Origin of the sequence: Nocardioides sp. (genome assembly GCF_014360585.1) — a bacterium.
GTDB lineage: Bacteria > Actinomycetota > Actinomycetes > Propionibacteriales > Nocardioidaceae > Nocardioides.
Window position 1 is genome coordinate 12,779 of record NZ_JACIXG010000050.1, and the last position, 25,115, is coordinate 37,893.

Sequence of the window (25,115 nt, forward strand, 5' to 3'; positions counted from 1 at the left end):
CCTCGGCGACGTATGTCTTCCTGCTTGAATGACCGCATGACCGATGCACCCCTGCTGCTCTACGTCGTCAAGCAGCTCGAGCTCGCCACGCGGGCGCGCCTCGACGCCGTCTTGAAAGAGTCAGGGGTCACTGCCCTGCAGTACACCGCCCTATCGGTGCTCGAGCGCCGCCCCACGATGAGCGCCGCCGACCTCGCCCGCGCCTCGTTCGTACGCGCCCAGTCCGCCGCCGACCTCATCGGGGCCCTAGAACGCCGTGGCCTCATCGAACGCTGCACCGACCCCGACAACCGGCGCCGCATGCTCATCAGCCTCACCCCCGAAGGCCGCACCTTCCTCGACACCTACGACCCCCGCGTCGAGGAGCTCGAGGAGCGGATGCTGGCCAACCTCGGCCCCGAGGACCGCAAGGCATTCCGTACGTTTCTCGACACCGCCCGGCGGGCACTGTCCTAGACGGCGAGCCGCGCCGTGCTACCCGGGCTCATCAGGACAACGTGGGGTTCTCGCCTTGACGGGCCCATATCAGGAAGTCTCCGCTCGCCACGGCGACCGTCACCGCTTGAAGCGTGTCGTCGGGCGAGTGGTGGCTGGTATCGATCACATGCCTCGGGCCGTACCCCCGGTTCTTGGACACGGGGTGTGATTACGCCGCGTCCTGCAGCATATCGGTGTAGCCGGTTTCGTAGTCGGCTGGGACTGGTAGCCGCACCAGGAGTGACGGCGTCGGTTGTTGTAGCGCACGAGCCATCCGAAGACCTGCTGGCGGCAGGCGAACTCCTCGGGCCAGGTGTGCGCGTTTGGAGGACCTCTCGTTTCAGGGGTGGCGTTGAAGGAGTCGGCCAGAACGTTGTCGGCACTGGTGGCCGCCGTGCCCATCGACTGGGTCACGCCCAGTTTGTCGCACAGCGCTGCGAATGCCTTGGACGTGTAGACGCGTGGTCGCTGTGGAAGATCGCGGTGAGGCTGCCGCGGGTCGCGGCGGCGGCCTTCAGGGCGTCCTCGACGAGCTCGGTGCACATGTGATCCGCGATCGCCACCCGGCCAGCCGCCGTGAACAGCAGTCGGTGACCGTGGCCAGGTACAGGTTGGTGCCATCGACCAACCGTAGGTAGGTGATGTCGCCGACGTACTTCTGGTTCGGCGTGGCGGCGGTCAAATCACGTTTGACCAGGTCAGGGAGCTTCTGGTCGGACGGCTCTGGAATCGTGGTGCCGACCTCACGTTTCTTGACGTAGCCAGCGATGCCGTGCGCGCGCGCATCACCCGTGCGACCCGCTTGTGATTGACCCGCTCCCCGGTGCGACGGCGTCGTTGAGCTCCGCGGTCACGCGTGGCGCACCGAGGGTGTCGTCCTCGTCGTGGACCTTACAGATCCTCGCCGCAAGCTCCTGATCAGCCACGACCCGCTCCTCACGGGCCGGGGCGCCAGCGCGCCAGGCGTAGTAAGAGGAACGCTCGATCTCGACGATCTCGCACAGTCGCTTCACCCCGAAGGTGGAGGAGTAGTCAGCGACGAATTGGAAGCGACTCACCAGCGCGTCTCCCCAGCGAAATACTTGGCCGCCGACCGCAAGATCTCATGCTCAGTAATCGGCTTCGTGTCGCTGGCTTCCAACTCCGCGTGGCCACGGCGTGCCCTACAGACAGCAGCGAGGATGTTGCCGAAATTGTTTAGAATCACCCGCATGCCGCGCGCTGAAGTCCATGAGGGATCAGGTCCCGCATGACGGTCATCGCTGTTCTCGGGCTCGGCGAGGCCGGCTCGCTCTTCGTCGCCGACCTCCTGACAGCCGGAGCCATGGTGAGGGCTTACGACCCAGCCATCGGCGCCCCACCCGGCGCGGTGCCGTGCGCGTCGGAGGCGATGGCGGTCGATGGCGCCGACCTGGTGATCAGCGTCAACTCGGCCGCCGACTCGGTCGATGCCGCGCGCAGCTCGCTGGCCGGACTGTCGACGGCCACGGTCTGGGCCGACGTCAACACCTCCTCGCCGGCGCGCAAGCGCGAGGTCGCGGCGGCGCTCCAGGGGCGCTGCCTCTTCGCCGACGTGGCACTGATGTCGACCGTCCCTGGCCTGGGCATCCGGGTGCCGATGGTCGCCTCCGGGCCGGGCGCCACCGACGCAGCGCTGCTGCTGGGCGCGGTCGGCGCGACTGTCGACGTGATCGAGGGCATCGTCGGCGACGCCGCCACCCGCAAGCTGCTCCGCTCGGTTTTCTACAAGGGCCTGGCCGCCGCGGTCCTGGAGAGTTTGGCCGCGGCACACGCGGCCGGGCTCGAGGAGGAGACCCGGGCCGAGATCATGCGCGAGCTCGAACGTGCCTCGGCCACGACCCTGGACCGGCTCGTCGTGGGCAGCCACCGCCATGCCGTACGCCGCTCGCACGAGATGGCGGCCGCCACCGAGATGCTCGACGACCTCGGCGTGCCCAGCCGGGTCGCCCGCGCCAGCCGCTACTGGCTCGAGGACATCGCCGAGCCGAGGCCCAAGCGGGACGAGACCCGAGGCTAGTCTGAGCCTGGTGCCGGCCGTCCGGCTGGAGGCCGAACGCGTAGACGATGTCGGTCGCCAGGGCCGGCTCCTGGCGGCGGTCGAAGAAGTAGCTGATGTGGCAGCCGGACCCGGGGCACGGCACACCGAGCCTCAGTGGACGTGCATCATCGCGACGCTCGCGGCGCTCAGCGCACCGCAGACCAGCACGGAACAGGTCAGCCCGAGGAGCATCCTGGCATCCGGCATCGCAACAGGTCGAATGGCAAGTAGCGCACGAGTGATGTGGATGTGCCTCGCGCGGGCACGCGACCAGAGAACCACTGCGAAAGTGACCCAGGCGAGGCCCAGGGCGAGCCACGCGGACCCTGCACCGGGACTAAGCGGCGGTAGCACGCGGAGCACAATGAGGTACCCCACGCCGATCGCCAGCACGGTGCGCCGCCACGCAAGCTCGGTCCGTTCGGGCTGCAGACCCGGGTCGAACAGCTGCCTATTCATTGCAGCAGCACGCCGAGGATGACAAGCACCCCGGTCACCATGACCGTCGCTGACAGTGCGAGACTCGTCGCGGATCCGGGTAGCGGCGCTGCCGCACGTAAGGACGACTCGGTGCGTTTCCACTCGAACCAGGCGAGCACCGCCACGACGATCCCGGCGGCAATCAGCACGAGCGACGCGATCAACTGAAGCCCCGAATGCAGGTCCAGCCCGAGCGCCTCGAGCGCGACTCCACCTGCGATCAGCGCGAGCGCGGTGCGGTTCCATGCGAGGAAGGTGCGCTCGTTGGCGAGGCTGAACCGCGGATCGGGATCTTCGCCTCGCGCGTAGACCGAAGGCGGGAACCGCTTGCTGGTCATCCGCGCGGTTCCCGTTGCTCGCTCGCCAGGCTCACCGTACGGAAGCCCGCATTGCCCATAGAGGAGTCCGGCGTGTTCTGCGAGCGCGCGGAGTTGCGGTACCGATTGCAGTAGGAGATATGGCACAGGTAGCTGCCCCCGCGCAGGACACGGGTCGACCCAGACTCCGGTCCGGTCGGATTCTGGGTAGGGGACGTCGTGTAGTACCGCGGATCGAACCAGTCGGAGCACCACTCCCAGACGTTCCCGATCGGCTGCCACAGGCCGTAGCCGTTCGGCGCGAAGGTCCGCACGGGCGCGGTCGTGAGATACCCGTCCTCGAGCGTGTTCTCGCGGGGAAAGGACCCTTGGAAGATGTTGGCGCGCCACTCACCTTGATCGATCTCGGCGTCTCCCCACGGGTACTTCGCTCCCGGGATCCCACCGCGTGCCGCGTACTCCCACTCGGCCTCCGTCGGCAGTCGCCGGCCCGCCCATTCGCAGTACGCCATGGCGTCGTTCCAGCTGACATGCACGACCGGGTGATCGTGGAGGCCGTCGATGGACGACCCCTCGCCGCCAGGATGACGCCAATCGGCCCCCCGTACACCCCGCCACCAGGGTGTTTGCGGCGGTGCCCCGAGGATGTCCTGGTCGGGGGCCGTCACGGCAAGGTGGAACACCGCGGAGAAGCCGAACAACTCGGCCTCGGTGCGATAACCCGTCGCGTCGACGAATGCTGCGAACGCCTCGTTCGTCACCGCCGTCGCGTCGATCGAGAACGCGTCGAGGCGAACCTCGTGCACCGGTGTCTCGCCGTCCGCCAGATTTCGGTCTCCGGAGTGGTCGCCCATCAGGAACGCCCCGGATGGCACCTCGACATGTGCCATCGGATGGGTGGCGGTCACGGCGGCGGGCTTCCTTTCCGGTCTCGTTCCGATCTGGACGAACGCGTCGCGCGATGGCCCTCCGCATCCGCATGTGCACTGCTGGTCTGCCATGAATTCCCCGTTCAGCTCGTCTGGCGGATCCGCTCGGCGTACGCGCGGACGCGCGCAAAGGCCGTCTCGTCGTGCGGCCCCCACTTCGGATGGGGCGTGTCCTCGCTGCGGTAGGGCTCGTCGGCGAAGCGTTCCTGGCACTCTGCGAGCTGGCGCTCGAGTTCGGCGCGGATCGCCGCGAAGGCAGGGTCGTCTACGACGTTGTGCATCTCGCCAGGGTCGGCGTTCAGGTCGTAGAGTTCCCACTCCGGCTCGAACACCTCCTCCGAGGCGCCGGGAACGCCGAGGCCTGCGCCGTAGTAGTAGATGAGCTTGTATCCGCTCGTGCGGATCCCGTAGTGGGCCGGCGCACCGTGGATCGGATCGTCATGCTCCCAGTAGCGGTAGTACACGACGTCGGGCCAGTCCTCGATCTGCTCCCCGCGGAGCAGTGGGCGGAAGCTGCGTCCCTGCGATGCGGGGAGCGCCTCGTCAGGGTCCAACCCGGCAATATCGAGGAAGGTCGCCGCGAAGTCCACATTCGTGATCATGCCCTCGCACCGCGATCCAGCAGTGATCTCTGCGGGCCAGCGCATGAGCATCGGCAACTGTAGCGACTGGTCGAACATCAGTCTCTTGTCGAACCACCCGTGATCGCCGAGGAAGAATCCTTGGTCCGAGGTGTATACGACGAGCGTGTTCTCCGTCAGATCGCGCGCGTCGAGGTGGTCGAGCAGGCGTCCGACGTTGTCATCGATCGATTGCACGGTCTGCAGGTAGTCGCGCATGTAGATCTGGTACTTCCAGCTCATCCGTGCCTCGCGGTTCTCCGGACCACGCAGGTGCTCGGGCACGTCCTGCTTGAGATCGTCGGATCCCATGTCGTCGGCGAGCGTCATCCGCACGTTCCGTGCAGCTCGGCTGCGGGTCGCGTGGTCGTCGAAGAAGGTCTCTGGTTCAGGGATCGCGCCGTCGTCGTAGAGGTGCTTGTGCTTCTCGTCGGGGATCCACGGACGGTGCGGGGCTTTGTGATGCACCAAGGCGACGAACGGCGCGCCAGCGACCTGGTCGATCCACTCGAGCGCGAGGTCGGTGACGATGTTGGTCGAGTACCCCTTCACGGTGTGGCGGCCGTTCTCGTCAATCATTTCAGGATTGATGTAGTCCCCTTGCCCAGGGAATATCTTCCACGCGTCGAACCCACGCGGCCGAGAGATGCCGTGCTCTCCGAGGTGCCACTTGCCGAACATCCCCGTCCTGTACCCGGTGCCACGGAGGGCGTCGATGAAAGTGGGAACACGGTAGTCCATCTCGGTCCAGATCGATGCGACGCCGTTGATGTGGCTGTAGGTGCCCGTGAGGATCGTCGCACGCGACGGGCTGCAGATGGAGTTCGTGCAGTACACGGCATCCATCCGCATGCCCTCGTCAGCGATCCGGTCGAGGTGCGGTGTGTGGTTGACCCGGCTGCCGTACGCCGATATGGCGTGGGCGGCGTGGTCGTCCGCCATGATGAAGATGATGTTGGGGCGAGTCATCCCACCTCCCCGTTGTGCGGATTCTCGTTGGCGGACGGAGTGCCCGCGAGCTGGTTCCATAGCCACTCGATCGTTCCGGGGAGATCGACGGCGTCGCGGTCGATCTCCCAAGCTGTCTGCAGCCCGTCCGAGGCGGCGACGAGGACTCGGGCGACCATCGCCGGATCGACGTCGACCCGGAAGTCTCCAACTCTCTGCCGCGCCTCGACGTCGCGCCTGACTGCGGCCAGGACGTCGCGCTCACGCTCGAGGAAGAACTCATGCGCGGGGTGCTCAGGATCAACAGCCGCGGCCTCGAGGCTGACGTACAGATGGATGAGGCCGGGAACGGTGACGTTGTGCCGCGCCGTGCGGATCGTCATCGGCTCATCGCCCGGCAGCAGGGCGAGGTCACGCCGGTCGACGATGTCGCGTTGCCGCAGCACCTCGACGAGCAGGTTCTCCTTCGTGCCGAAGTGGTGCAGCAACCCGGCCTGCGTCATGCCCGCCTCGGAAGCGATGTCGCGCAGCGACGTGGTGCTGTATCCCTTCCTTTCGATCACGGCGAGGGCGGTCTCGAGGATCATCTCCCGGCTCTCGCGTCCTTGCGCGTAGATACGCCGCCCTGCCCGCCGCGCGATCGGGGCGCTCGCCTGCCCTTCGAGAAGCAGCGGACGTACGGTGTCACCGGCGGCATCGGGGCGCGACGTCTCGATGGCTGCCATCGATCGGGGCACATCGAAGGGAAGCTTCCCCTCAGCCGGCACCTGTCCGGTGAGCACGTCGAGCAGCGCGGCGTCGGACGCGCCGAACTCCGCCACGAGTGCCGAGCAGTGAGGGATCAGCGGCTCGAGGATCGCCGGGCGGTCGAGACGTACGGCCAAGATGACGGGCGCGAGCGCGCGATATTCGCGCAGTCTGTGCTCGAATTCGGGCGAGAACTCGAGGGAACCTGCGTGGAAGCTGGCTTCCAGCATGTACGTGTCGCGCGGTTCGAACGGTGCCTTGGTGCGAACGACGATCACGTCGGCGTCGTCCGGGTTGTCTGCCGGGCGAAGGCCCGAATCAACGAGCGCTCCGGCGCTCACCTCCTCGGAGTACACGGCGAAGCCCTTGGCAAGCGGTAACGCCGGAGCGGAGCGGCGGCCCGCCGACAGCACGATCATCGATCGAGACTGCGCGCGACGGCCCGCCTTGTCGAAATCGGCCATGCCCACGATCTGCTCGGCGGTGTCCTCGTCGACGAACGGATCGTCGAACAGACCGAGTTGGAACTTCACCTCCAGCAGACGGCGTACCGAACGGTCGATCGCCGAGATGGGCACTTGCCCGGATTCGACGAGCGAGACGATGAGCTCCGGGTCGTCTTCTCCGCCCAACTGGTCGCAGCCGGCTTCGATGATGCGACGCACTCTCTCCGGCTCGGTCAGGTGCTCGACACCCCACGACCGTGGCGGCAGTGTCTTGCCGCCGATCTTCGACTCGGTCACGAGTCCCCAATCGGTGCAGATGACGCCGTCGTAGCCGAGCTCCTCTCGCAACAGGCCGGTGATGATCTGCCGGTTGAACCCGAACGCGACCTCCTCGATCCGCTCGCCGGCGTACTCGAGGCCGATCGGCACGCCGTAGCCCGGCATGATCGCCGAGACGCCGCGCTCGATCGCGCGGCGGAATGGTGCGAGGTGATACTCGAACTGCCCTCCCGGGTAGTCCTGTTCCTTGCCGTAGGGGAAGTGCGGGTCCTCGCCACCTCGCTGCGGTCCGCCTCCGGGGAAGTGCTTGGCCATGCAAGCGACCGACTCGGCCGTCACGCCCTGTCCTGCCTCGAAACCGTCGAGATAGGCGAGGCCAAGACGCGAGACGATCTCGGCGTTCTGGCCAAACGTGCTGTACTGCCTAGGCCAGCGCGGCTCGGTCGCGACGTCGAGCGTCGGGTGCAGCGCCATGCGGATGCCGAGGGCGAGGTATTCGCGGCGCGCGATGTCGGCGAACTCGCGCACCGCCTGCTCGTCGGCCAAAGCTCCGAGGCCGAGCGGCTCGGGCCACGCGGAGAGGTCGCCGGCAGAGAACGAGGCGCCCAAGTTCTCAGTGAACGAATGGCGCGGGTCGGACGAGATCGTCACAGGAATGCCGTGCGGGGACTCCGCTGCGAGCAGCTGAATCTGGTTGACCCAGTGGGCCATGGCGCGCGGCGCCGGGATCTGATGGACATTGAGATGGGTGATCTGCCGATCGGCGACGAGATCGCGCGCCGACAGACTGCGCGGGGAGATCGCCCGCCCGTCAAGCTCGCCGTCGACGGTCACCGGCACGACCGTCTGGAACATCAGTCCTGCCTTCTCCCGCAGACTGAGTCGCCGGACGAGATCATCGACGCGCTCATCGATGCTGCGCCGCGGGTCCTCGTACGGGTCCATGACGCCGTTGCCGTTCAGGTCACGGTAGACGGTGCCATCGGTGTGCATCCGTGCTGTGGGGTCGGCGGGGTACGTCGTCGTCATCTGTCTCCTCTCGTGGCCAACTGCCGGCGATGTCTGCGCCGGGCTTTCTGCTCGGCGACGTCGGAGACGGGCGCCGACATGAACAGTCTCTGCGTGTACGGGTGCTCGGGGCGCGCAGTCACCTGATCGGCCTCACCTTGTTCGACGATGTCACCCCGGTACAGCACAGTGACGCGATGGCTGATGTGGCGCACGACGCCGAGGTCATGCGAGACGAACAGATAGGCAGCGCCCGTGGACTCCTGTAGTTCGATGAGCAGCTCGAGAACGCGGGCCTGCGTCGTGAGGTCGAGCGCGGAGACGGGCTCATCGCAGATGATCAGCCGCGGCCCCAACGCGACCGCCCTGGCGATCGCCACGCGCTGGCGCTGCCCGCCCGAGAATTCGCGCGGCAAGCGTGACGAGGCGTCGGCGGGTAGATGAACCCGATCGAGCAGGTCGCGAACGCGGGCGTAGGCATCGCGCCGCGTCCACCCCTGGATGAGCAACGGCTCGGCAAGGATGTCCCCGACTGTCATCGAGGGATTGAGGGACGTGTAGGGATCCTGGAACACCACCTGGATATCGCGCGCCAGTCCGCGGCGTTCGCGCGTGGAGACGTGTGTGATGTCGCGTCCATCGAACTCGATGCGCCCACCAGTGATCGGGGCGAGGCCTAGGACGGCGCGGCCGATCGTCGTCTTTCCGGATCCCGATTCACCGACGAGTCCGACCGTCTCGCCGGGGCGGATGGCGAGGCTCACGCCGTTGATCGCCTGGAACTTCCGGCCGCCTCGTCCCTTGTAGGTGACCTCGAGGTCCTCGACCTTCAGCAGCGACGCAGGCGCGGTCATGACGCTTCTCCTTCCGTCGGCCCCGTGTAGACCCGCACATCGCCGCTGTCGTCGAGCATCGAGTCGAGCAGTGTCCGGGTGTACACGTGGCTGGGGCACTCGAGGATGTCTTGGACACCCCCGGTCTCGACGATCCGCCCAGACTGCATGACCGCGACGCGGTCGCAGATATCGGCGACCACGCCGAAGTTGTGCGTGACGAGGAGGACGCCCATGCCGGACTCGGTACGCAAGTCTCGCAGCAGGTCGAGAACTTCGGCCTGAACCGTGACATCAAGCGCCGTCGTGGGCTCGTCAGCGATGAGTAGCTTGGGCTTACCGGCAACAGCTCCCGCGATGAGCACGCGCTGCGCCATGCCGCCCGAGATCTCGTGCGGGTAGGCGCGGAAGGTCGCCTCGGGATCAGGGATTCCCACTCGAGCGAGCAGATCGAGCGCACGCTCCTTCGCAGCCTGACGCGACATGCCCATTGCCATGCGCAGCGGCTCGGTCAGCTGATACCCGATGCGGTACGAAGGATCGAGGTTGTTGAGGGGCTCCTGCGGTACGTATGCGATGCCGGCACCACGCAGCTTGCGGCGCTGCTGCGGCGGGAGAGTGGTGAGTTCCATTCCCTCGAACCGCAACGATCCACGCGAGATCCACCCTCCGTCGGGCAGCAGGCCCAAGACAGAGAACGCCGTCTGCGACTTGCCGGATCCCGACTCACCGACGAGGCCGAGCACCTCGCCGGGGGCGACGTCGAGACTGACGTCGAAGACGACAGTGTTCTTTGCGTCGCCGATTCCATAGCTGACCTCGAGGTCCCGCACCGACAGCAGCGACGAGCGTCCCTCGTCGGCTGCATCGATCCGCTCAGTGCGGCCGGTTCGCACCGAGGCAGAGGATCCGCGGTCCTCGAGCGCGTCGCGCATCGCGTTACCGAGGAGGATGAGAGCCATTGTCGTGAGACCGATCCCGAGACTCGGCCAGAGAACGAGCGAAGGGTTGACGAAGATGCGCCGGAAGCCTTCGTTCAGCATACTTCCCCAAGAGGGAACGGAGGCGTCGGACAGGCCCAGGAACTCGAGGCCCGCCTGGATCGCGATCGCGATGCTCGCGAGCCGCGCGCTTTGGATGATCACAGGAGCACGGACGACGGTCACCACGTGACGACCGATAATGCGCGCATCGCCCAGGCCCGAGACACGAGCGGCATCGACGTACAGCTCGCCCCGCACGCCCTGGACGGCAGCGCGGACGATGCGGAACACCGACGGCGACAGCAGGACGCCGAACACGGCCATCGAGATCCACACGGACGGCCCGGCGACAGCACGCACGGCGAGCAGTACCACGATGCCTGGGAGCGCCATGTTGAGGTTGGTGAACCAGTTCGCGACGGAGTCGAACCAGCCGCCGTAATAGCCTGCGACCAGTCCCGTGGGCAGGCCGATCAGCACCGCGACCATCAACGCGAGAACCGCGCCGGCGAGGTTGATCCGTGCGCCCCACAACAGGCGGCTGAGCACGTCCCTCCCCGACGAATCGGTGCCGAGCAGATGCTCTGTGCTCGAGGCCTGGAGTGCTTCGCGAAGGTCCGCGACGCCGGGGTCCGGCAACCCGAGGAACGGAACCGCGACGGCTCCGAGCACGATGAGGACGAGCACGACCGCGGAGGCGACACCGAGCGGGTTGCGCAGCAACCGACTGGTCGCGCCCTGGCCTCGCGTACGCGCCCGGGTTACGGATGTGGTTATCAGACTCATGAGAGGCGCACCTTCGGGTTCAGCCAGGCGATGGCGAGATCGACGAGCAGGTTGACGACCACGACGATGACGACATAGGCGGTGACCGTGCCTAGCACGACGTGCACGTCGGAACGACCAGATGCCTGAACGGCGAGGCTGCCCAGTCCGGGCAGGGCGAAGATCTGCTCGATCACGACGGCGCCGCCGAGGATACCGACGACCTGTACGGCGAGCGAGGTGAGACCCGTCGTCGAGGCGTTGCGCAGCACATGGCCGAGCACGACACGGGTCTCCGACAGGCCGCGGCTGCGCAAGGTGCGGACGAAGTCCTGACGTAGCACCGCGATCATCGAGCTGCGCACCTGCTGGGCGACTCCCGCGACAGCGACGACCGTGAGCGCAAGGACCGGCAGCGTCATGCTGCGCGCCCACGCGGCGGGATCGGTGGAGAACTTGGTGTAGCCGGTGGCAGGGAAGATGCCGAGCTGGATCGCGAACAGCGTGACGAGGAACAGGGCGACGATGAATGCGGGGAGTGCGTCGCCGAGGGTTGCGATGAACTGCAGGGCGCGGTCGAGCCACCCGCGCTTGATGGCTGCGGCCACGCCGATCGCGAAGCCGAGTACGCCGCTGAGGAGTGTCACAAGTACGACCAGCGCGACTGTGACGGGCATCCGCGCCGCGAGCGCAGCGGATACGGTCTGGGTGCTGTACAACGATGTGCCGAGGTCTCCGGTCAGCGCGCCGAGCAACCATTGCGTGTATTGAATGATGAGCGGCTGATCGAGGCCTAGCTCGGTGTTGAGTTGCGCTGCCTGTTCGGGCGTGGCGTTCTCACCCAGGACGTTGAATGCGATATCTCCAAATGCCGGTGAGAGCATGAGGAAGACAATGATCGACGCTCCGAACAGGAGCGACACCGCCGACCCGAGTCGTTTCACCAGAAAGCTCATGAGTTACCTCCGTCATGCGGGGTCGCAGACACTGCTGCGACCCCGCGCTGATCAGTCGCCGGTCGGCGTGAAGTTGTAGATCGAAGGAACGGCTTGGCGCGTCTGGACCTCGACGTCGACCGTGTCGTCCCAAAGATTGAACGCCCCGGGGCGCGCGAGAGGTGCGAACCAGGCGTTCTCGACGATCCAGGTGTTGATCTCGCGTGCGACCTGCGGGCGCTCCTCTTCAGAGGCCGCGGGATACGCGTCGATAAGTTGTTGCAGCTCGGGGTCCGTCGATCCCAGCGGGTTCCACGAGGACCCCTCCTGAAGCAGGAACTTGACCGTCCCCCAGTCGGAGCGCTGCGCGAGTGTGAAGAAGGAGACGGCGTACTCGCCGCGCATCATCGACGGGATCGCCTCACCGGGGCCCCACTGCTCGGCCTTGACCGTGACTCCGACGTCCTTCCAGTTCTGGAAGATCGCGTCGTAGAGGACGGGCTCGAATGTGGACGACGTCGGGAACGTGATGGTCATGTCCGTCGCTCCCGCCTGCTCCAGGAGCTCCTTGGCGCGCGCGGGGTCGTACTCGTACGCCGATTCGAGCTCCTCGTCGAAAGCGTTTGACTCCGGACCGTACACCTGTGAGGTGACTTCGCCGAGGCCTTCCCAACCGACCTCGACGAGCGCCTCGCGATCGATGGCCAGTGAGAGCGCCTGACGCACACGAGGGTCGGCGAACTCGGGCTGGATCTCTCCGTCGCGGTCGAAGAAGAGCACGCCGGCCCAGTTGACGGTGAAGTCCTCGGCCATGTTGAGGCCGGACCCGGTTGCCTGCACGGCCGAGGCGGCCCGGTTGAGGATCGTGAAGTTCACCTGACCCGACGTCAACGCGTTGAGGCGTGCGGTCTCGTCGGCGAGCAACTGGAACTCGACCCGATCGTAGGGAAGCTGCTCGCCCCAATAGTCATCGTTGCGGGCGAAAGCGATCGTCGATCCGGCGACCGATGCGCTGGTGTCGAGGGTGTAGGGCCCGGATCCGGCGGGGGCTGTGTCGATGGATCCATCGGCCAGCGCGGCTGGGCTGCCCATGTATCCGCCGGCGTTGGCGAGGCTTTCGGGCAGGTCGGGGTCGGGGGCCGACAAGTGCAGGACGACGGTGTGAGGGTCGGCAACCTCAGCGCTCTCGACGGCGCTGAGGTTGCCGAGCATCGGGCCGTTGGCCTTCTTGAAGTGCTCGATGTTGGCAACGACCGCCTCGGCGTCGAATGAAGCGCCGTCGGTGAACGTCACGTCGTCGCGGAGCTGCAGGGTGAGGTCGAGCTCGTCGTCGCTCCACGTCCACTCGGTGGCGAGCATCGGGCTGAGTTCGCCGTTCGGCTCACGCTTGATGAGAGTGTCATAGAGCGACTGGTAGATCGGCGCAAGGTGGCCCTCGTTGGCCTGCGCCGGATCCCAGCTGGTGGGCTCGAGGAGCGCACCGATCGAGAGCAGGGGCGCGGTGCCGTCGGCGTTCCCTGCGGGTTCGCCTGATGAACCGCAGGCAGTGAGGGCAAGGGCCATGGCTGCGGCCGCGGCTATGGACATGATTCGGGTGGTGCGCATGGCGTCTCCTGACGTCGTCGTGTGGAGCCGGTCGGGGGCTGCGATTCCGCCGATCTTGTGGAAGACTAAATGCCGTTCAGTGGTTTTGGCAACGGTGCAGAAGGACGACAATGACGAAGACTTCGCCGAACATCGTGTGGATCTCGACCCACGACATCAACCCGCACCTGGGCTCCTACCAGGGCCTCTGGCCAGACGCGGATCAGCCGTCGACGCCCCGCCTCGACCGGCTCGCACGCGAGGGTGTGCGCTTCGATCAGGCGTTTGCCGCGGCCCCCGTGTGCGCGCCCGCTCGCTCTGCGATCATGACCGGGTGCTATCCGATCTCTATCGGCACCATGCACATGCGCACGAAGGCCGTGCCGCCCGACGAGGTGCGACTCGTCAGCGAGCAGTTCCGGAAGTCCGGTTACTACGCCACCAACAACTGGTTCACCGACTTCCAGGTAGATACGCCACCGACCGCGTTCGACGACTGCTCGCCGGGTGCCCACTGGCGCAACCGCCCTGAGGGCAGCCCGTTCTTCGCTTCGTTCCACAGCCTCATCACGCACGAGTCGCGCATCTATGGCGACGCCGCTTACGCCGCCGAGACGGAGGAGCTCTCAGCGGAAGAGCGTGTGAATCCCGACTCGACGAGCTTTCCGCCCTATCATCCCGACACCGAGCCGTTCCGTCGCGCATGGGCGCGCTATTACGACCTCACCACTGCGATGGACGCGTGGGTGGGGAGGATCCTGGATGAGCTCGAAGAAGACGGCTTGACAGAGGACACGCTCGTCGTGTTCTGGAGCGACCACGGCGCGAGCTTCCCGCGCGCCAAACGCTGGGCGAACGAGGCCGGGCTGCGCGTGCCCCTGCTCGCGCGGTGGCCAGGAAGAATCGCGGCCGGATCCACCCGCGACGAGGTGGTGCAGACGATGGACCTCGCCCCTACGATCCTTGCCGCCGCAGGCCTCGACATCCCCGCCCACATGCACGGAACGCCACTATTCGATGCCGCCGGCTCCGACCTACCCGCGGCGCCGTACGCCTTTGGCGCACGCGACCGGATGGATGCACAGGAAGACGCGGTGCGCACCGTGCGCGACCATCGCTTCCGCTACACCCTGAATCTGCATCCCGACCGGTCCGGCATGCAGTACAACTACTATCCCGACCACCTCGACACGTGGGGCGAGCTGCGCCGTCTCGTGCACGAGGAGGGACAACGCCTCTCGTTCGGGGAGGCCCCGTCCATCCTGACCGATCTGCAGCGTTCCATCCTCACAGTGCCGCGCCCCGAGGAGGAGCTCTACGACATCGCAGTCGACCCGCACGAAACATCGAACCTCGCCGCCGACCCTGAATACGCCGACGTCAAGCAGCGTCTCCGCCGCGCGCTCGATCAGTGGCGCGCCACGTACGGTGACCTCGGGACCATGCCTGAGCGCGAGCTCCTCGATCAGTGGCGCCCGGGCGGAGTGCCCCGCAGGACCGCGACCCCAGAGGTCACCGTCACTGACGGGCGAGTCACGGTCTCGTGTGCGACACCCGCCGCGTCGATCGGGTGGACGACGATGCCGCCGGCCGAGCCACGCGATCTCACTCCCGTCGAACAGCAGACCGGGTCACCGGTGCAGGACGGCAGGCACTGGCACGTGTATGCGGATCCCTTCCTCCTTCCTGAAGGCGCCGATGTGTGGATCGCGGCGTGGCGGCTCGGCTACGCGCCCAGCAACGAGGTGCGTCTCGAGCTGACGGACGGAGAGGCCTGATGCGCGCGATCATCCTCATGTTCGACAGTCTCAACCGGCGTATGGTCCCGCCGTACAGCCACCTCGCCAACTTACCGAACTTCGCGCGCCTCGCCGAGCGCTCCGTCGCGTTCGACCGTTTCTACGCCGGGTCCTTGCCGTGCATGCCCGCCCGACGTGAGCTGCACACCGGACGGCACAACTTCCTGCACCGCAGTTGGGGCCCACTTGAGCCATTCGACGACTCGATGCCCGAGATGCTCGCTCAGGCGGGGGTCCACACTCATCTCGCGTCGGACCATCAGCACTACTGGGAGGACGGCGGTGCGACCTATCACACCCGGTACAGCACGTGGGAGTTCTTCCGCGGGCAGGAGGGGGATCCTTGGAAGGGCGTCGTCGACCGCGTCGATCCACGGCAGAACCTCGTGGTGCGGATGCGTTCGCAGGACGAGATCAACCGTACGTACATGGCGACGGAGGCGGAGCACTCCCAGACCCGCACGGTGGACGCGGGGATCGAGTTCATCGCGACGAACGCCCGCGCCGATCGCTGGATGCTGCAGCTCGAGCTCTTCGACCCACATGAGCCGTTCTTCGCCGCGGAGCGCTTCCGCGAGCGCCGTGGGCTCACGGACGAGCCGGTGTTCGACTGGCCGCCGTACCAGAAGGTGACCGAAGACGACGCCGACGTTCGGGCCGCCCGCGAGGAGTACCGCGCACTGCTCGACATGTGCGATGCCTCTCTCGGCCGGGTCCTGGACGCGATGGACGAACACGCACTGTGGGATGACACGCTGCTGATCGTCAACACCGACCACGGCTTCATGCTGGGCGAGCGCGGCTGGTGGTCGAAGTCAATCCAGCCCTGGTACAACGAGCTCGTGCATCTGCCGATGTACCTGTGGGATCCGCGCTCCGGACGGCGTAACGAGCGTGATGACCGGCTCGTCCGCACGATCGACATCCCTGTCACCGTGCTCGACTTCTTCGGCATCTCCCCGACCTCCGACATGCAGGGCCAGCCGTTGTCATCGGCTGCGGAGGCGAAGTCGACGACGTTGTTCGGCAAACACGGCGAACACGTGAACATCACGGATGGGCGCTATGTATACATGCGCTCGTCCGCACGGGCTGACAACACACCGCTCGAGGAGTTCACCCTCATGCCGACGCATATGCGCTGGCGCTTCTCGCCGGGCGAGCTTGCCGCATGGGAGCCCGCGGAGGCGTTCTCCTTCACGAAGGGGCTGCGCACGATCCGCGTGGAGGTGGCCCCCGCGTGGCTGAGCTCATGGCAGCACGGAACCCAGCTGTTCGATCTGGAGTCGGATCCGGATCAGCGCGACCCGATCGTCGACGACGCCGAGGAGCTGAGGATGGCGCAGATGCTCGTCGAGGCGATGCGCGAGAACGACGCGCCGCTGAGCCAGTTCGAAAGGCTCGGGCTGCCGGCGACGGGGAACGTCGGGACCGAGCATCTTCTGGCGGGCGCACACCGCGAGCGCGTTCTGGCGCGATCCGAGGCACTTCCTCGGTTGAGCGAACTGGCAGCACCGGAGCGCATGCTGGAGCCGCTCGCTCGCCTGCTCAGCGACGTCCGTGCGTGCGAGATCGTGCGCCGCCACGCGCCGGATCTCGTCGACGCGGAACTCGTCGGCCTGCCGCCTACGGCGAGCCTGCTGACGATCGCGGCACGTGCCGGCATCTCGGCCGCGGCGTTCCGCGCGCTCGACGCGGACCTCGCGGGAATGTGACCTTTCGAAACGCGCTGCACCGCCCGATCGCAGAAGGCGGCATCTCCCGCGCGCGTACTCAGCTCCACCGCTAGGCAATCCTCGGCTGGCTACCTACCCCCGGACGGCTCCCAACGCGACGAGGCAACCTCGCGCACGGCATCAAGGACGCTCGCGAGGTGCTCGCGCACGGCCCGGTTCGCGGCGGTGGGGTCACGCCGGGCCAGCGCCTCGATGATCGCGAGGTGCTGGGGCAGCGAGATCTGCGAGCGGCCGGGTCGGTAGGCGAGCCGATACTGGTGACGCACGCTCCGGCCCTGGAGTCGGGCGATCGTCTCTGCCGCGACCTTCTGCCCGGAGATGGCGATGAAACGCTCGTCGAGCCGGGTGTTGAGCCGGGAGTAGGTGCCCACGTCGCCGGAGGCGACCGCGGCCGACATGTCCTCGCCGAGCTGGCGCAGCTCGGCGATCTCCTCGTCGGTGATCTTCTCGGCGGCCTTGGCCGCACAGAGCGCCTCGACAGCGGCGCGGACCTCGATGATCTCGACCGCCTCCTCGATGCTGACCACCCGCACCCGGGCGCCGCGATTGGCGATCCGCTCGACCAGGCCCTCATGGGTGAGGTCGATCAGAGCCCCGCGCACGGCACCGCGGCTGGCACCCAGCCACTCGGAGAGCTCGGCTTCCACCAAGCGCTGGCCAGCGACGAGTTCACCGTCGAGGATGTCGCGGCGGATCGCATCCACCACGTCGCTCTGAGTTGCCTGGGTCGGCGAGACCGCCACATTTCCTCCTTGGTCAGGTGACCACAGCGTACCAAAATTGTTGACAATCCTGCGAGACGATCGCCGACGGCTTCGGGAGCTCCAACGCGATCTTTGACCAGATTGCAAACAATCTTGTTGATGATCTATGGTCTGTGACGCGCGTCATGAGATGCGCGTCTCGCGTTGCACGAAGAAGGAGCCGCCCATGCGCAACGGAAGCCGGACACACGTGCGATGCCTGCTCATGCGCGGCGGCTCCTCCCGTGGGCCGTTCTTCGACGCCCGCGACCTGCCCGCGGACACCGCTGAGCGCGACACAGTGTTGCTCGCGGTGATGGGGTCGCCCGACCCGCTCCAGATCGACGGCGTCGGCGGCGGTCACCCGCTCACCAGCAAGGCCGGCATCGTCGCGCCTGCAACCGGTGACGCCGACGTCGAGTGGACCTTCGCCCAACTCCAGCCCGACTCCGACCGGGTCGACACGACGCCCAACTGCGGCAACATGCTGGCCGCGGTGCTGCCGTTCGCGATCGAGACCGGCATGGTCACGCCGACCGGGGACACCACCACCGCCCGCGTCCTCACTCGCAACACCGGCGCGATCGCCGAGATCACCGTGCAGACACCGGCAGCCGACGACGGCACGCGCTACGTACGCTACGACGGCGACGCTCGCATCGATGGCGTTCCCGGCACGGCGGCGCCGGTGCGGATCGGGTTCGTCGACACCGCCGGCTCGGTGGCCGGCAGCCTGTTGCCGACCGGCAACGTACGCGACACCGTCGTCGTCCCTGGCGTCGGCCCGATCGACGTCACGATGATCGACAACGGCCAGCCGCTGGTGGTCGTCGACGCCCGGGGCCTGGGCGCGACCGGCGAGGAGAGCCCCGAGGAGATCGACGCCGACGACGCGCTCAGGGCGCGGATCGAGGCGCTGCGGATCGTCACCGGCCACGCGATGGGGTTGGGCGATGTGACGACCAAGCCCTACCCCAAGATGACGCTCGTCTCCGCTCCGAGGAACGGCGGAACGATCAGCACCCGCAGCCTGATCCCCCACCGCACCCACCGTTCCATCGGTGTCCTGGCCGCAGTCACCGCCGCGACCGCGGCCGTGCTGCCCGGCTCCGTGGCCCACGGCCTCGCCGTCACTCCCCCGGTCACCACGGCCGAGACCGGTCCCGAGACCACGCTCAGTGTCGAGCACCCCACCGGCGAGTTCAGCGTGACGCTGGGGCTCGACCCCGACGACCCGACGCACGTGACCCGATCCGCCCTGCTGCGTACGGCTCGGCTGATCATGGCCGGCGAGGCCATGGTCCCGAGCACCGTCTTCCGAGGAGACCCCGCATGATCATCGACATCCACGGCCATTACACGACCGCACCGGACCCGCTGGGCGAATGGCGCGACGCGCAGGTCGCCGCGCTGAGCGACCCGAGCGCCGCGCCCGACCCGGCCGGGCCGCAGATCTCCGACGACCAGATCCGGGAGACCATCGAGGCCAACCAGCTGCGGCAGATGGACGAGCGCGGCATCGACCTGACCGTCTTCTCCCCGCGGGCCTCGTTCATGGCTCACCACATCGGCGACCTGGAGACGTCGACGGCGTGGGCGCGGATCTGCAACGACCTGTGCGCCCGAGTGGCTGAGCTCTATCCGACCCGGTTCGCTGCGGGCGCGATGCTGCCGCAGTCGCCCGGCGTCGACCCCGCCACCGCGGTCCCGGAGCTCGAGCGGGCGGTCACCGAGCTCGGCGCGGTCGCGGTCAACGTCAACCCCGACCCTTCCGGAGGTCACTGGGACTCCCCTCCCCTGACCGACAGGTCCTGGTATCCGGTGTGGGAGAAGCTCGTCGAGCTCGACGTGCCGGCCATGATCCACGTGTCCACCAGCTGCAACCCGGCCTTCCACACCACCGGCGCCCACTACCTCAACGCCGACACGACCGCGTTCATGCAGCTGCTCACCGGCGACCTCTTCGGCGACTTCCCCGACCTGCGCCTCGTGATCCCGCACGGCGGCGGCGCGGTCCCCTACCACTGGGGCCGCTTCCGCGGTCTCGCCCAAGCCATGGGACGCCCCGACCCGACGGAGACGCTGATGAGGAACGTCTTCTTCGACACCTGCGTCTACCACCAGCCCGGGGTCGACCTCCTCCTCGACGTCGTTCCGCACAGCAGCGTCCTGTTCGCCTCGGAGATGATCGGCGCCGTACGCGGCATCGACCCGGACACCGGCCACCACTTCGACGACACCCGCCGCTACGTCGAGACGTACGCCGCCCGCAACAGCCTCGCCGAGGCCGAGCTCGCCGCCCTGACCGAGACCAACGCCCGTCGGGTCTACCCCCGCCTCGACCAGCGGCTCACCGCCCAGGGCCGCTGAGCGCGCCCCCGACCAAGGAGACCCACGACGTGCACGAGCTCGGAGTAGTTCACACCAAGATCGACCGCGCCGACCGCGCGGCCGTCGACGCCCTGGCACAGTTCGGCGTCGCCACGATCCATGAAGCGATGGGGCGGCTCGGGCTGATGCGGCCCTACATCCGCCCGGTCTACGAGGGCGCGAGGCTCTGCGGCACGGCCGTCACCGTGCTGCTCCAGCCTGGCGACAACTGGATGCTGCACGTCGCCGCCGAGCAGGTCCAGGACGGTGACGTCGTCGTGGCCGGCTGCGTGACCGAGTCCGAGGACGGCTTCTTCGGGGAGCTGCTGGCCACCTCGTTGCGCAGCCGCGGCGCCCGCGGCCTGGTCATCGACGGCGGTTGCCGCGACGTCGACGAGTTGCGTGAGATGGACTTCCCGGTCTTCGCCCGCGCGATCAATGCCAAGGGCACCGTCAAGGCGACTCTCGGCTCGGTCAACGTCCCGGTCAACGTCGCGAACGCGCTGGTCAACCCTGGTGACGTGGTCGTCGCCGATGCCGACGGCGTGGTCGTCGTGCCGGCCGCCCGCGCGGCGGAGGTCGCCGAGGCCTCCCGTAGGCGCGAGGACGCCGAGGCCGGCAAGCGCACCCGGTTCGAGCAGGGCGAGCTCGGTCTCGACATCTACGACATGCGCCCGAAGCTGGCCGCGCTCGGCCTCACGTACAAGGACTGATCCCGATGGTCACCCCCGGCTGGCTGCACTGGTTCGAAGGACCCACGAAGCCCACCTTCACCCTTCCCGAGGGTGCGGTCGACGCGCACTGCCACGTGTTCGGCCCCGCCGCCGAGTTCCCGTTCGCGCCTGAGCGCAAGTATACCCCGGTCGACGCCTCGAAAGCTCAGCTCTTCGAGCTGCGCGACCACCTCGGGCTGTCTCGCAACGTCCTGGTTCAGGCGACCTGTCACGGTGCCGACAACAGCGCCCTCGTCGACGCCCTCGAACACTCCGAGGGCCGGGCCCGCGGGGTCGCGACGGTGCGCGCCGACGTCACCGACGACGAGCTGGCCCGACTCCACGAGGCTGGGATACGCGGCGTACGTTTCAACTTCGTCAAGCGCCTCGTCGACGTCACCCCGACCGAGACGCTGGAGACGATCGCGGCCAGGATCGCCCCGCTCGGCTGGCACGTGGTGATCTACTTCGAGGCCGCCGACCTACCCGGGCTGAAGGACTTCTTCGCGAGCCTGCCGGTGCCGCTGGTCGTCGACCACATGGGCCGGCCCGACGTGACCAAGGATGCCGACGGACCTGAGTTCGCAGCGTTCCTCGACTTCGTCGCTGCCAACGACGTCTGGGTCAAGGTCTCGTGTCCCGAGCGCCTCACGGTGACCGGGCCGCCGGCCGTCGACGGTCAGCGACGGGCCTACCAAGACGTCATCCCGTTCGCCCGCAAGGTCGTCGAGCGTTTTCCCGACCGCGTCCTGTGGGGCACCGACTGGCCCCACCCCAACCTGAAGGACCACATGCCCGACGACGGGCTGCTGGTCGACCACATCCCACACATAGCCCCCACCCCCGAGCTGCAACAGGCGTTGCTCGTGGACAACCCGATGCGCCTGTACTGGCCCGAAGGAGAGCGCAGTGCCTGACCACACCGGCACCCCCGCCCACACCCCCACCAACGCGGCCAACCGGCTCGACCGGCTGCCCATCTCGCGATTCCACAAGCTCGCCACCGTCGCTCTCGCGTTCGCCTACTTCTTCGAGTTCGCCGACATCAACACCTTCGCGACGACGGCTCCGGTGATGCGCGAGCAGTGGGGCGTGACGATCAACCACATCGCGTACGTCACCTCGCTCTCGTTCGTCGGCATGTTCATCGGCTCCGTGGTGGCCGGTGCTCTGGCCGACCGACTCGGCCGGAAACGTACGCTGGTCGCGACGACCATCTGGTTCTCGATCTGGTCCTTCGCCAGCGTCTTCGCCTGGGACATCGTCGCGATGGGCTTCTTCCGGGTGATGACCAGCGCCGGACTCTCCGCGATGACCGTCGTCGCCGTGGTCTACATGAACGAGCTCTTCCCGCGCGCCAAGCGCGGCAAGTTCCAGGCGTACGTCATCGTCATCGGCATCTGCGGAACCCCCGCAACCAACCTGATCGCCGCCGCAGTCGTGCCGATCGCCGACTGGACCTGGCGCCTGGTCTACCTGTGGGGCGCCCTCGGTGTCCTCTTCCTCTTCTTCGTCCGCCATCTGGTGGAGTCGCCACAGTGGCTGGAGTCGCGCGGGCGGCACGCGGAGGCCGAGAAGATCCTGATCGGCTTGGAGCGCGACGCAAGCACCGAGCACGGCCCGCTTCCCGAGCCTGCGATGCCGGTCGAGGAAGGTCCGGCCACCAAGCCCGGGCTCGCGATGCTCAAGGACAAGCGGTTCCTCTACCCGACAATCCTGCTCTCGGTGCTGTGGATCACCCAGACGATCGGCTTCTTCGGATTCTCCTCCTGGGCCCCCACCCTGCTCGCAGCCGAAGGCGTCAGCGTCGAGGACTCGATCTTCTACGTCGCGCTGACCACCATCGGCGCCCCGCTCGGCTCCTTCCTGGCCTCGCTGGTCACCGACCGTTACGAGCGCAAGTGGTGCCTGGTCGTCTTCGGCCTGATCATCGCCGGCTCCGGTCTGCTCTACGGGCTCACCTTCACGCCGCTGCTCATCGTCGCCTTCGGCTTCCTGGTCAACCTTTTCGAGCGCGGCTACACGGCCCTCGCCTACGCCTACTCCCCCGAGCTCTACGACACCAACGGACGCTCCCTCGGCACCTCGGTCTCGTACGGTCTCGGCCGGCTCTCCAACGCGATCGGCCCCCTGATCATCGCCGGTCTGTACAGCGGACTGGGCTACCAGTCCGTCTTCTACTTCATCGCCGGCACCTGGGTGGTCGGAGCACTCGCCCTGGCGATCTTCGGCCCGGCCACCCGCAAGGCCCGGCTGGCCGCCGAGGTCACCCCTGTCCCGGCCACGTCACTCAAGGACTGATCATGCCTAACCCCGTACCCGAGAACCTCACCACGCTCAAGCGGATGGTCGCCGACACCCCCACCCGCCCGCCGCTGGGCGACGTGGCGCACGTCGGTCACGCCCAGCTCTTCACCCCGAAGCCCGAGGAGACGGTGGCGTTCTTCACCGACTTCCTCGGTCTGACCGTCTCCGGCCAGGAAGGCGACAACACCTACCTACGCACCTGGGACGACTACGAGCACCACAGCATCGTCGTCACCAGACGCGCCATGCCCGGTATCGGACGTACGGCATTGCGCTGCTCCTCCCCCGAGGCGCTCGAGCGCCGAATCGCAGCTGTCGAGGCCACCGGCGCGACCGGCGAGTGGACACAGGACGAGCCGGGCATCGGACGACTGTGGGTGACCCAGGATCCCGACGGGCACGAGTTCGCGCTCTACTACGAGACCGAGTACTGGGAGGCGCCGACCGAGGCGCTCCGGCCCGGTCTGAAGAACCAACCCCAGGCCAAACCCGGCCACGGCGTCGGGGTCCGCAGGCTCGACCACGTCAATTACCTCGCGAAGGACGTCGAGACCACCAGCGACTTCCTGATCGACGCCCTTGGTGCCCGTCCGACCGAGCAGATCCGCCTCGACGACGGCCACATCGGCGGTCGCTGGTCCACGTTCACCCAGAAGTCCTATGACCTCGTCTACACCGAGGACTGGACCGGATCGACCGGCCGGCTGCACCACCTGGCCTTCGCCACCGACACCCGCGAGGACATCCTCCGTGCCGCCGACCTCGCCCTGGACACCGGCGTCTTCATCGAGACCGGACCGCACAAACACGCGATCCAGCAGACGTTCTTCCTCTACGTGTACGAGCCCGGCGGCAACCGGATCGAGCTCTGCAACCCCCTCACCCGTCTGGTCCTCGCTCCCGACTGGCCGCTGGTCACCTGGACCGAGGCCGAGCGGGCCAAGGGCCAGGCGTGGGGCCTGAAGACCATCTCGTCCTTCCACACCCACGGCACGCCCGTGGTCCAATCCCCCGTCGACTGATCCGACCCCGCTCCATCCAGGCGGATACGGCGATGCGGAGCTGGCGGTTCGCCAGGCCCGATCAGCGCCGCTCACGTTTCATGGGCTTCTCACAGGTTGAGCCGACCTGGCTCATAGCCGCACTCAGCACAGTCCCCCTCAGACCTCCGGCGCGGCGCCGGGGTGTACGAGAGAGGCAGTGTGGTGCGCAAAAGACTCACGGAGCGATGGCGAAGGCTGGGGCGTACGGCGCGGATCCTGCTCGCCGCCGGGGTGGCGGCCGCAGCGATCGGTGGTGGAGCGGGAGTCTGGGCGCTCACCCGTGAGGACACCGCGCAGTCACAGGCGATGCAGGTCCAGGCGACGTCGGGGACGGTGAAGGAGACGGTGGCTGCGAGCGGCACCGTGGAGGCGGCCGAGTCTGCCGACCTCTCCTTCGAGGTCTCCGGCACCGTGACGAAGATCTTCGTCGCCGAGGGCGACACCGTGAAGAAGGGCGACGCGCTGGCCCGGGTGGACGACACGACCTTGGTCGCCACTCGCACAGCGGCCGAGTCAGCGCTCACCGCGGCCCAGGAGCAGCTCGCCGCCTCCGGATCCTCGGGAGCCTCCGACCTACAGATCTCCTCGGACGAAGCCGCCGTTGCGGCGGCGGAAGCAAACCTCGACTCCGCACGTCAGGCGGTCGAGGACGCCGTGCTGCGCGCGACGATCAGCGGTACGGTCACCGCCTTCGACGTCGCCGTCGGTGATGTCGTGGGCTCGTCAGCGGGCTCGTCGGGCTCGTCGCCCGGTGGATCCGGCGGATCCGGCCCCTCGACCGGAGGCACGTCGGGAGACGCGAGCGGGGAGAGCTCGGCGAGCGCCGGCACGGTCTCGATCGTCTCGGTGGGAAACCATCTCGTCGAGGCGACCGTCAGCGCCGACGACGCGGCCTCCGTGAAGAAGGGTCTGCAGGCCACGATCACCGTCAACGGAGTCGATGAGGACATCTTCGGCACGGTCGCGTCGGTCGGCAAGGTCGCCGAGACGAGCT

At 67.4% G+C, this 25,115-nt stretch carries 20 protein-coding genes and 2 pseudogenes; 11 read left to right on the top strand and 11 right to left on the bottom strand.

The window, feature by feature from the left end:
- The first annotated feature begins 36 nt into the window (after positions 1-36).
- Complete coding sequence (locus tag H5T77_RS16520; protein ID WP_292651030.1) at positions 37-456, top strand: MarR family winged helix-turn-helix transcriptional regulator; 420 nt, start codon at positions 37-39, stop codon at positions 454-456.
- A 144-nt stretch (positions 457-600) separates the two neighbouring features.
- Here H5T77_RS16520 and H5T77_RS16525 read toward each other — a convergent pair.
- Positions 601-1,624 (bottom strand): annotated as a pseudogene (locus tag H5T77_RS16525) (IS3 family transposase); the annotation flags it as partial.
- Between the two features lie 102 nt (positions 1,625-1,726).
- On the opposite strand from H5T77_RS16525, the gene H5T77_RS16530 reads away from it, so the two are divergent.
- On the top strand, positions 1,727-2,515 hold the full coding sequence (locus tag H5T77_RS16530) for an NAD(P)-dependent oxidoreductase (protein WP_292651032.1): 789 nt from the start codon (positions 1,727-1,729) through the stop codon (positions 2,513-2,515).
- Between the two features lie 282 nt (positions 2,516-2,797).
- On the opposite strand, the pseudogene H5T77_RS25675 reads toward H5T77_RS16530, so the two are convergent.
- From H5T77_RS25675 to H5T77_RS16570, 9 genes and pseudogenes are all read right to left on the bottom strand, one after another.
- Positions 2,798-2,995 (bottom strand): annotated as a pseudogene (locus H5T77_RS25675) (DUF202 domain-containing protein); the annotation flags it as partial.
- Positions 2,992-3,354, bottom strand: coding sequence for a YidH family protein (locus H5T77_RS16535; RefSeq protein WP_292651033.1), 363 nt, complete (start codon positions 3,352-3,354; stop codon positions 2,992-2,994). The pseudogene H5T77_RS25675 and the gene H5T77_RS16535, both read right to left, overlap by 4 nt.
- Positions 3,351-4,334, bottom strand: a complete 984-nt coding sequence (locus H5T77_RS16540; RefSeq protein ID WP_472850349.1) for a formylglycine-generating enzyme family protein — start codon at positions 4,332-4,334, stop codon at positions 3,351-3,353. Before H5T77_RS16540 ends, H5T77_RS16535 begins: the two co-directional genes overlap by 4 nt.
- A gap of 11 nt (positions 4,335-4,345) precedes the next feature.
- Positions 4,346-5,851, bottom strand: coding sequence for a sulfatase family protein (locus H5T77_RS16545; protein ID WP_292651036.1), 1,506 nt, complete (start codon positions 5,849-5,851; stop codon positions 4,346-4,348).
- Positions 5,848-8,295: a glycoside hydrolase family 3 N-terminal domain-containing protein gene (locus tag H5T77_RS16550; protein WP_292651038.1), complete on the bottom strand. Its 2,448-nt coding sequence runs from the start codon at positions 8,293-8,295 to the stop codon at positions 5,848-5,850. Before H5T77_RS16550 ends, H5T77_RS16545 begins: the two co-directional genes overlap by 4 nt.
- A 32-nt stretch (positions 8,296-8,327) precedes the next feature.
- Positions 8,328-9,164 (bottom strand): ATP-binding cassette domain-containing protein, encoded by an 837-nt coding sequence (locus tag H5T77_RS16555; protein WP_292651040.1) that lies wholly within the window; start codon positions 9,162-9,164, stop codon positions 8,328-8,330.
- Positions 9,161-10,912, bottom strand: coding sequence for a dipeptide/oligopeptide/nickel ABC transporter permease/ATP-binding protein (locus tag H5T77_RS16560; RefSeq protein ID WP_292651042.1), 1,752 nt, complete (start codon positions 10,910-10,912; stop codon positions 9,161-9,163). Before H5T77_RS16560 ends, H5T77_RS16555 begins: the two co-directional genes overlap by 4 nt.
- On the bottom strand, positions 10,909-11,847 hold the full coding sequence (locus H5T77_RS16565) for an ABC transporter permease (protein ID WP_292651044.1): 939 nt from the start codon (positions 11,845-11,847) through the stop codon (positions 10,909-10,911). The genes H5T77_RS16560 and H5T77_RS16565 overlap by 4 nt, the downstream gene beginning before the upstream one ends.
- 51 nt (positions 11,848-11,898) lie before the next feature.
- Positions 11,899-13,431 (bottom strand): ABC transporter substrate-binding protein, encoded by a 1,533-nt coding sequence (locus H5T77_RS16570; RefSeq protein ID WP_292651046.1) that lies wholly within the window; start codon positions 13,429-13,431, stop codon positions 11,899-11,901.
- A 110-nt stretch (positions 13,432-13,541) separates the two neighbouring features.
- Here H5T77_RS16570 and H5T77_RS16575 point away from each other — a divergent pair, with 110 nt between their 5' ends.
- Positions 13,542-15,188: a sulfatase family protein gene (locus tag H5T77_RS16575; RefSeq protein WP_292651048.1), complete on the top strand. Its 1,647-nt coding sequence runs from the start codon at positions 13,542-13,544 to the stop codon at positions 15,186-15,188.
- On the top strand, positions 15,188-16,924 hold the full coding sequence (locus H5T77_RS16580) for a sulfatase (protein ID WP_292651049.1): 1,737 nt from the start codon (positions 15,188-15,190) through the stop codon (positions 16,922-16,924). Before H5T77_RS16575 ends, H5T77_RS16580 begins: the two co-directional genes overlap by 1 nt.
- A gap of 89 nt (positions 16,925-17,013) precedes the next feature.
- Here the strand turns inward: H5T77_RS16580 and H5T77_RS16585 are convergent, their stop codons facing one another.
- Complete coding sequence (locus H5T77_RS16585; RefSeq protein ID WP_292651050.1) at positions 17,014-17,688, bottom strand: GntR family transcriptional regulator; 675 nt, start codon at positions 17,686-17,688, stop codon at positions 17,014-17,016.
- A 187-nt stretch (positions 17,689-17,875) separates the two neighbouring features.
- Between H5T77_RS16585 and H5T77_RS16590 the strand changes: the two genes are divergently transcribed.
- From H5T77_RS16590 to H5T77_RS16620, 7 genes are all read left to right on the top strand, one after another.
- Positions 17,876-19,024 (top strand): 4-oxalomesaconate tautomerase, encoded by a 1,149-nt coding sequence (locus H5T77_RS16590; RefSeq protein WP_292651051.1) that lies wholly within the window; start codon positions 17,876-17,878, stop codon positions 19,022-19,024.
- Complete coding sequence (locus H5T77_RS16595) at positions 19,021-20,058, top strand: amidohydrolase family protein (protein WP_292651052.1); 1,038 nt, start codon at positions 19,021-19,023, stop codon at positions 20,056-20,058. Before H5T77_RS16590 ends, H5T77_RS16595 begins: the two co-directional genes overlap by 4 nt.
- Positions 20,059-20,087: 29 nt before the next feature.
- Positions 20,088-20,771 carry a 4-carboxy-4-hydroxy-2-oxoadipate aldolase/oxaloacetate decarboxylase gene (gene ligK, locus H5T77_RS16600; RefSeq protein WP_292651054.1) on the top strand — a complete coding sequence of 228 codons (684 nt, stop codon included), beginning with the start codon at positions 20,088-20,090 and terminating at the stop codon, positions 20,769-20,771.
- A 5-nt stretch (positions 20,772-20,776) separates the two neighbouring features.
- Positions 20,777-21,688, top strand: coding sequence for an amidohydrolase family protein (locus tag H5T77_RS16605; protein ID WP_292651055.1), 912 nt, complete (start codon positions 20,777-20,779; stop codon positions 21,686-21,688).
- The gene (locus H5T77_RS16610; RefSeq protein ID WP_292651056.1) at positions 21,681-23,072 is read left to right on the top strand and encodes an MFS transporter; all 1,392 of its coding nucleotides are present in this window, start codon (positions 21,681-21,683) and stop codon (positions 23,070-23,072) included. Before H5T77_RS16605 ends, H5T77_RS16610 begins: the two co-directional genes overlap by 8 nt.
- A gap of 2 nt (positions 23,073-23,074) precedes the next feature.
- Entirely contained in the window at positions 23,075-24,100 is a 1,026-nt protein-coding gene (locus H5T77_RS16615) for a VOC family protein (RefSeq protein ID WP_292651058.1), read from the top strand.
- Positions 24,101-24,283: 183 nt separating this feature from the next.
- The coding region (locus H5T77_RS16620; protein WP_292651059.1) for an efflux RND transporter periplasmic adaptor subunit at positions 24,284-25,115 on the top strand (832 nt) is incomplete at its 3' end.